The 7,567-nt window shown below is 73.7% G+C and carries 5 protein-coding genes; 4 read left to right on the top strand and 1 reads right to left on the bottom strand.

The genetic code is table 11. The annotated features are described in order from the left end of the window. The 4 genes from SSOG_RS55685 to SSOG_RS06025 all read left to right on the top strand — a co-directional run. Positions 1-376: universal stress protein (locus SSOG_RS55685; protein WP_039936691.1), on the top strand; the 376-nt coding region annotated here is incomplete at its 5' end. Between the two features lie 65 nt (positions 377-441). Next, the gene (locus tag SSOG_RS06015; protein ID WP_009713317.1) at positions 442-2,193 is read left to right on the top strand and encodes a sensor histidine kinase; all 1,752 of its coding nucleotides are present in this window, start codon (positions 442-444) and stop codon (positions 2,191-2,193) included. Positions 2,194-2,284: 91 nt separating this feature from the next. Next, a complete protein-coding gene (locus SSOG_RS06020) occupies positions 2,285-2,887 on the top strand; it encodes an Rv1733c family protein (protein ID WP_039940693.1) in 603 nt (200 codons plus the stop codon). A 185-nt stretch (positions 2,888-3,072) separates the two neighbouring features. Continuing rightward, on the top strand, positions 3,073-5,523 hold the full coding sequence (locus SSOG_RS06025) for a right-handed parallel beta-helix repeat-containing protein (protein ID WP_009713319.1): 2,451 nt from the start codon (positions 3,073-3,075) through the stop codon (positions 5,521-5,523). On the opposite strand, the gene SSOG_RS06030 is transcribed toward SSOG_RS06025, so the two are convergent. After that, complete coding sequence (locus tag SSOG_RS06030; protein ID WP_009713320.1) at positions 5,493-7,565, bottom strand: hypothetical protein; 2,073 nt, start codon at positions 7,563-7,565, stop codon at positions 5,493-5,495. The two genes, SSOG_RS06025 and SSOG_RS06030, sit on opposite strands and share 31 nt — an antisense overlap. Positions 7,566-7,567: the final 2 nt, after the last annotated feature.

The following is a 7,567-nucleotide window of genomic DNA, read 5'->3' on the forward strand; positions in this document are numbered from 1 at the left end:
CGAGCTGGAGGCGGTGCACGCCTGGCGCTGCGCGGGACCGGACGACCACGGGCCGCACGAAGAGCGGGGCTGCGCGAAGCGCATCGGGCAGGGGTGGTGGTCGGGCTGCCGGGCGGGACACGCCCGGCACGCCGCCGAACTGCTGGACGAGGCGCTGGGCGGCGTGACGGAGATGGCGCGGCCGCCCGTACCGGTGGCCTATCGCGCGGTCGAGGGCCCGGCCCGCAAGGCGCTGCTGGACGCGTCGGACCAGGCCGGCCTGCTGGTGGTGGGCGCCCGGCGGCGGCAGGGCCACTTCGGGATGCAGCTGGGCCTGGTCAACCACGCCGTGCTGCACCACGCGCGTTGCCCGGTGGCGGTGATCCCGCAGCCCTGACGGCCCCCGCGCCTGGATATCCTGTGTCCGGGGGCGAACCGAGCCTCAAAAATGGGGGGTTTCAGGTGTCTGGGGGTCAGGGGCGTCATCCTGCACTGCCTCAACTCCGGCTGGATCAGCTTCTCGACGAGCTCCAGGCGCGGCTGGACGCCGCCCGGGCCACCCAGGGGCGGATGCACAGCCTGCTGGAGGCGGTGCTGAGCGTCGGCCGCGAGCTGGATCTGGAGCAGGTGCTGCGGCGGATCGTGGAGGCGGCGGTGGTGCTGGCGGACGCGCAGTACGGGGCGCTGGGCGTGGTCGACAGCAACCGGCTGTCGCAGTTCCTGCCGGTGGGCATATCGGAGGATCTCGCGCACCGGATCGGCCCGCTGCCGAGCGGCCACGGTCTGCTGGGCGAGCTGATCCGCCATCCGCAGCCGCTGCGGCTTACCGATCTGTCCGAGCATCCGGCGAGCCATGGCTTCCCGGAGGACCATCCGCCGATGCGCTCGTTCCTGGGGGTGCCGATCCGGGTCCGGGATCAGGTGTTCGGCAATCTGTACCTGACGGAGAAGCGCGGCGGCGCCCAGTTCGACCCCGACGACGAGGCGGTGCTGACCACCCTGTCGGTCGCCGCCGGGGTGGCCATCGACAACGCCCGGCTGTACCACGAGAGCCGCCGCCGCGAGCAGTGGCTGGAGGCGCTGGGGGTGATCACCCGCACGCTGCTGGCGGGCACTCCGGCGGCCGAGGTGCTGAGCCTGATCGCCCGGCTGGCCCTCCAGGTCTCGCTGGCCGACTCGGCGGCGATCCTGCTGCCCGCCGCGGGCACGGACAGTCTGATGGTGGAGGTCGCGGAGGGGCACGACGCGGAGCGCATCAGCGGTCTGGTGGTGCCCTCCGACGATTCGCTGGCCGGTCTCGCGGTGCGCACCGGACGGCCCGCGGTGGCGAGCGACGTACGGACCGACGCCCGGGCGCGGGCCTGGCCGCTGCCGGACCAGGAGAGCGAGTTCGGCCCGCTGGTGGCCGTACCCCTGGTCGCCCATGAGCGGTCCTCGGGGGCGCTGCGGCTGTGCCGGCTGGCGGGGCGGCCCGCGTTCGACGACCACGAGGTGGAGCTGCTGTCGGGCTTCGCCGCGCAGGCGGCGCTGGCGCTCGAACTGGCCCGGCACCGTGCCGAGTCCGAGCATCTGGCACTGCTGCACGACCGCGACCGGATCGCCCGTGACCTGCACGATCTCGCGATTCAGCGGCTGTTCGCGACGGGGCTGACGCTCCAGAGCGCGAGCCGGCTGATCGACCATCCGGAGGCGGGTGAGCGGGTCGGCCGGGCGGTGGACGACCTGGACGAGACGATAAAGATCATCCGTTCGACGATCTTCGCGCTGCGGGCGGTCGGGGACGAGGACGGCGAACCGGCCACCTTGCGGAGGCGGCTGGTGAAGGCCGTACGGTCGGCATCGGACATCCTGGGCTTCACGCCGTCGCTGCTGATGGACGGACCGGTCGACACGGACGTGCCGGACGAGACCGGCGATCAGGCGCTGGCGGTGCTCGCCGAGGCGCTCAGCAACACCGTCCGGCACGCACAGGCCCAGCGCGTGGACGTGCGGTTCACGGTCGGTGCCGACGTCGTGCTCACGATCACGGACAATGGGGTGGGCATCGGCGACGCGGCCCCCAGCGGCGGGCTGGTCAACATGCGGTCGCGGGCCGAGCTGCTCGGCGGCACGCTGACCATCGAAACCCCCGAGGCGGGCGGCACCCGGGTGGTGTGGCGCGTGCCACGAACCCCCGACGGCCCCGCGCGCGCGACCAATGGGCTCAGCCCGTGATATGGCTCTCTCTTCTCCGAATTCGCGCATATCCGGCCTCCCATGCGGTATCCACGAACGGGGAAGGGGACTGTCGAAAGACGTGCGGATGATGCGAATGATCAAGGGCTTGTGGCGTTGGCGGCGGAACGCGCTGCGCCGTAAGACCGACCTGGCAGAGGCGTGGGCGGCACTGGTCGCCGCCGTACTGATCCTGCTCGCGGCCCCGGCCGTGGGCTGGGCGGCGGGTTCCCTGGCGCATGGTGCGCTGGTGAGAACGGCGCAGGAGCAGCGCGCGGAGCGCCATGTGGTGGCAGCGACCGTGGTCAAGGTGCTGCCTCAGCCACCCATAGACTCCGATCCGGAGACCGCCTCGGCGCGTGACGCCCAGCGCCGGGTGCTCGCCCAGTGGACGGGGCCGGACGGCAGCAGGCACGAGGGCACGCTCGGCGCCCACCCGGCCGCCGATCCGGGCGAGACGTTCCGTATCTGGACGGACGACCACGGCCAACTGAGGGCCCGTCCGCTGGACTCGGCCACCACGGCCACCCACGCCGCGCTGGCGGGGATCGGCGCGGGCGCGGCGACGGCGGGGCTGATCGACGGCGCCCGGCGGCTGGTCGTATGGCGGCTCATGCGCCGGCGTTACGCCCAGTGGGACATCGCGTGGGAGCGGGCTCGCCAGGATTGGGGCCGTGCCGACGCGGACAGCTGAGACGGACAGTAACGTAGGCCGGGTATTGCCCCGGTACGTTCCTTGTCACCAGGACACCTCGTGCACCGGGCTTCCGGGCAGGTCAACTCGGCGTGCCGCGCGCACGCTACGGTGGGGCCTTCACGTGAACAGCGGCACAGTCGCGCACATCCGGCATTCGCACGAGGTGGGGGCACAGCAGCACCATGGCACAGGGCTCGGTCGTCCAGGTGACGCACAGCGGAACGTCGCGGTGGCGGCGCCGCACCGGAGAGTACGCCTCGCTCGCCGCGGCCCTGGAGGCCGCGGGGGACGGCGATGTGCTCTCCATCTCGCCCGGCACCTACCGTGAGAATCTCGTGGTGGGACGGGCCGTCACCCTGCGGGGACCCGAGGGCTCCTCGCGCGGCTCGGTGCGGATCGCGCCCGCCGACGGCGTCGCGCTGACGATACGCGCGTCGGCGGTGGTCCAGGACCTGCACGTGGAGGGCATGGACTCGGCGTCGCCCGCGCTGCTGGTCGAGGAGGGCACTCCGGAGCTGACGGATCTGCGGGTCGCGACGCGCTCCGCCGTCGGCATCGAGGTGCGCGGCGGCGCCCGTCCGACCGTGCGCCGCTGCACCGTGGACAACCCGGCGGGCGTGGGCCTGAGCGTGCTGGACGGCGCGGGCGGTGTGTTCGAGGACTGCGAGGTGGTGGCCGCCGGGCAGTCCGGGGTCGCGGTGCGCGGCGGTGCCCGCCCGCGCCTGGAGCGCTGCCGTATCCACCACTCCTCGGGGTCCGGGGTCTCGCTGACCGGCGAGGGCAGTTCGCTGGAGGCCGTCGGCTGCGAGGTGTACGAGATCCGGGGCGCGGGGGTGACCGTCTCCTCACGGGCGACCGGGCACCTGACCGACTGCCGGGTGCACCGCACGACGGGCGACGGCGTCAACCTGGACACCGACGCGGTGCTCACCCTCGCGGACTGCGAGATCCACGACGTCCCGGAGAACGCGGTCGACCTGCGGTCCCGTTCGGTGCTGACGCTGACCCGCTCGACGGTGCGCCGGTTCGGGCGCAACGGCCTGTCGGTGTGGGACCCGGGCACCCGGGTGGACGCCAACCAGTGCGAGCTGCACGAGAGCACGGGCGACTATCCGGCGGTGTGGGTGAGTGACGGCGCCACGGCCGTGCTCGACTCGTGCCGGGTCCGCGAGGTCCCGGACGCGCTGTTCGTGCTGGACCGCGGCTCGCGCGTGGACGTCGTCGACAGCGATCTGTCGCAGGTGCGCAACACGGCGGTGTCGGTGAGCGACGGGGCGACCGCGCAGCTGGACGACTGCCGGATCCGGGAGGCGGCCACCGGCGCCTGGTTCCGCGATCACGGCAGCGGCGGCACCCTCGCCAACTGCACCATCGACGGCGCCTCGACCGGAGTGATCGTCACCAAGGGCGCCGATCCGACGGTCGAGCGCACCACGGTGTCCTCGCCGACGGAGGCCGGGTTCTATGTGTCGGCGGAGGGCCGCGGCACGTTCACCGGCTGCCGGGTGACGGGCAGCAGCGGCTACGGCTTCCACATCATCGACGGCTGCCGCACCACCCTGACCCGGTGCCGCACCGAGCGGTGCGCGCGCGGCGGTTACGAGTTCTCCGAGGCGGGCCCCGCCGTCGAGGACTGCACCAGCGACGAGAGCGCCACCAGCGCCGTCACCACCCCGGCGACCGCCCCCGCCCTCCCGGCGCCCGCCCTGGAGACGGCCGCCTCGACGGGCGGGCTGCTGGGCGGCATCCCGACCCAGCGCGCCACCCAGCCTCCGGCCCTGGCGGCCGCGCCCGCCGCCCCGGCCGCGGAGCCGGTATCCGTCCGGCCCTCCACCACGGTGCTGGGCGAACTGGACGCGCTGGTCGGGCTGGAGAGCGTCAAGCGCGAGGTGCGCGCCCTCACCGACATGATCGAGGTCGGGCGGCGGCGTCAGGAGGCCGGGCTGAAGGCCGCCTCCGTCCGCCGCCACCTGGTCTTCACCGGCTCCCCCGGCACCGGCAAGACGACGGTCGCCCGGCTCTACGGCGAGATCCTGGCCTCGCTGGGAGTACTGGAGCGCGGCCATCTGGTGGAGGTCTCCCGAGTGGACCTGGTCGGCGAGCACATCGGCTCGACGGCGATCCGCACCCAGGAGGCGTTCGACCGGGCGCGCGGCGGGGTGCTGTTCATCGACGAGGCGTACGCGCTGTCCCCCGAGGACTCGGGGCGGGACTTCGGGCGCGAGGCGATCGACACCCTGGTGAAGCTGATGGAGGACCACCGGGACTCGGTGGTGGTCATCGTCGCCGGGTACACCGCGGAGATGGAGCGCTTCCTGTCCGTCAACCCCGGGGTGGCGTCCCGCTTCTCACGCACCATCACCTTCGGCGACTACGCGCCCGAGGAGCTGCTGCGGATCGTCGAACAGCAGGCCGACGACCAGGAGTACCGGATCGGCGAGGGCGCCACGGAGGCGCTGCTGAAGTACTTCACGGCGCTCCCGAAGGGCCCGGCGTTCGGCAACGGCCGCACCGCACGGCAGACCTTCGAGGCGATGGTGGAGCGGCACGCGGGCCGGGTCGCCCAGCTGAGCGACCTGACCACCGACGACCTCACCCTGCTCTACCCGGAGGATCTGCCCGAACTGCCCTGAGCCGGTTTCGGTACGGGGGCGGGGCCGCAGCCCGTCCCCTCGGGGAGCCGGGCCAGCAGCTCGGCCCGCTCCCGGTCGAAGGCCGGGTCCGCCTGGTACTCGGAGTGCCCCAGGATCGGTGCGGGCAGCGGGTGTTCGGCGGTACGGCCGTACGCGAGCGGGTCCTTGAAGGCGTCGCAGTCCACCTCGGGCCCGGTGCCGTCGGGCAGCCGGATCGGGCCGCCGATGGGGTCGGTGTAGCGCCACAGGTTGCGCCAGCAGCGCACCTCGCCGTGGAGCGAGCGCAGTTGCGCGGGGCCGAAGTAGGCGGGGAACCAGCGCCCGTACAGCCGCTCCAGCGGTGAGCCGTAGGTGAGCAGCGCGACCTGGGCGCGGGTGCGCAGATCGACCTGCCAGACCGCGGCGGCGGCCAGCACGCTGCCCTGGGAGTGCCCGGAGATGACCAGGCGGCCGCCGTAGGTGCGGGTCCAGGTCTCCATCCGCCAGGTCAGGTCGGGGACGGCGCGCTCGGCGTAGCAGGGCGGGGCGAAGGGGTGCGCGGCGCGCGGCCAGAAGGTGCCGACGTCCCACAGGATGCCGATGGTGCGCCGGGCCGACGGGCTGCGGTAGGCGCGGCGGGCCCAGGTGACCAGCATCAGGACCGCGAACCCCATCATCCAGGAGCCGAGCGCCTGGGCCGTCTGCGTGGCCGCGTCCACGAATCCCGGGGTGTCGTCGGCGGCCCGCCCCGGCACCTCGTTGGTGAGCAAGGTCCCGGCGACCGCGAATCCGCCGAGCAGCAGCGTGAACAGGGCGACGGGGCCGACGAGCCAGGGGCTGGAGTCGGTGAGCCCGGCGCGGGCGATCGTGGTGGCGATCCGGCGGGTGCGCACGGCGTCGGCCGGTTCGCCCGGATAGCTGTCCAGGACGCCGGGGATGAGCCGTTCGCGGATCCGCCAGGCCCGCAGGGCGGTGATCACGGCCAGCAGCAGGATCATCAGCAGCAGGACCGGTATGGCCGTGGCCCACCAGGACAGCAGGATGGGGGGCGCGATGGTGCCGCCCTCGCCCGGGGTGGCGCCGCCGTCCAGCCAGTCGGCGATGCGCTGGGCGACGCCTCCGGCGAGCACCGAGCCGAGCCCGCAGGCGAGCATGGCGACGGCCGGACCGGCCAGCCCGCGCAGCGGGGTGCGCGCGGTGGGCGCCTCCCGGTGAAGAATCAGGGCGCACACCGCGATGGCCACGATGAGCGCGCCCTGCACGACCGCGATCGTGACGAAGGTCTGGTCGCCGGGCAGCCTCCCGTGGGAGACCCAGCCGGGGCGGGACCAGCCCGCGTACAGCATGGCGAGCGCGAGCACGCCGAGCGCGGCGCCGGGCAGCAAGGTGATGGTGAGGCGGTCCAGATCGCTGTCGGCCCTGGTCTCGCTGCGGCCGCGGCGGCACACCACGAACACCACCGCGCACCCGCCGGCCACCACCAGGGTGAGCAGCGTCCAGCCCACGGCGTCCAGCAGGGCGCTGCCGCCCGCCGCGCGGTCGTACCCGGCGGTGGCCGCGGTGACGCCCGCGGCGATCGTCAGGAATCCGGCGGCGGTGTGGGCGGCGCGCAGCCGGGCGACGATCCGGCGGCCGTACCAGAAACCCGGCAGGCACAGCGCGGGCTGGTTGCCCGACTCGGCGCAGGTCTCGTCCACCGGCAGCTCCAGCGGGGGCTGCGACTCGTACGCGCTCCAGGTGCGGTTGGACAGGTACCACAGCAGGCCGTTGAGGGCCGCCGGTACGACGGCGGTGAGCGCGAGCCGGCGGCCGGGCTGGCTCCACCAGCCGTCGTCCCCGGCGGACAGGAAGCCGAGCCAGGTGCCGTCGGCGCAGTCGGCCGAGCCCGCGCACTGCCAGGCGACCAGGTCGAGGGCCACCTCGCAGGCCCCGGCGATCAGCAGCACGGTCAGGCTGAGCGCGACGACGCGCACCAGCAGGCCGTAGGTGCGCACGGTGCGCTCCCGCCGGTCGGCGGCCGGGCGCATCCAGTGGGCCAGGTTGACGACCATGAAGGGCAGCAGGA

The sequence above is a fragment of the Streptomyces himastatinicus ATCC 53653 genome, assembly GCF_000158915.1.
GTDB lineage: Bacteria > Actinomycetota > Actinomycetes > Streptomycetales > Streptomycetaceae > Streptomyces > Streptomyces himastatinicus.

Coding starts and splice junctions, on each gene's coding strand:
- SSOG_RS06020 (WP_039940693.1), top strand. CDS start 2,285: ATGCGAATGATCAAGGGCTTGTGGCGTTGGCGGCGGAACGCGCTGCGC.
- SSOG_RS06025 (WP_009713319.1), top strand. CDS start 3,073: ATGGCACAGGGCTCGGTCGTCCAGGTGACGCACAGCGGAACGTCGCGG.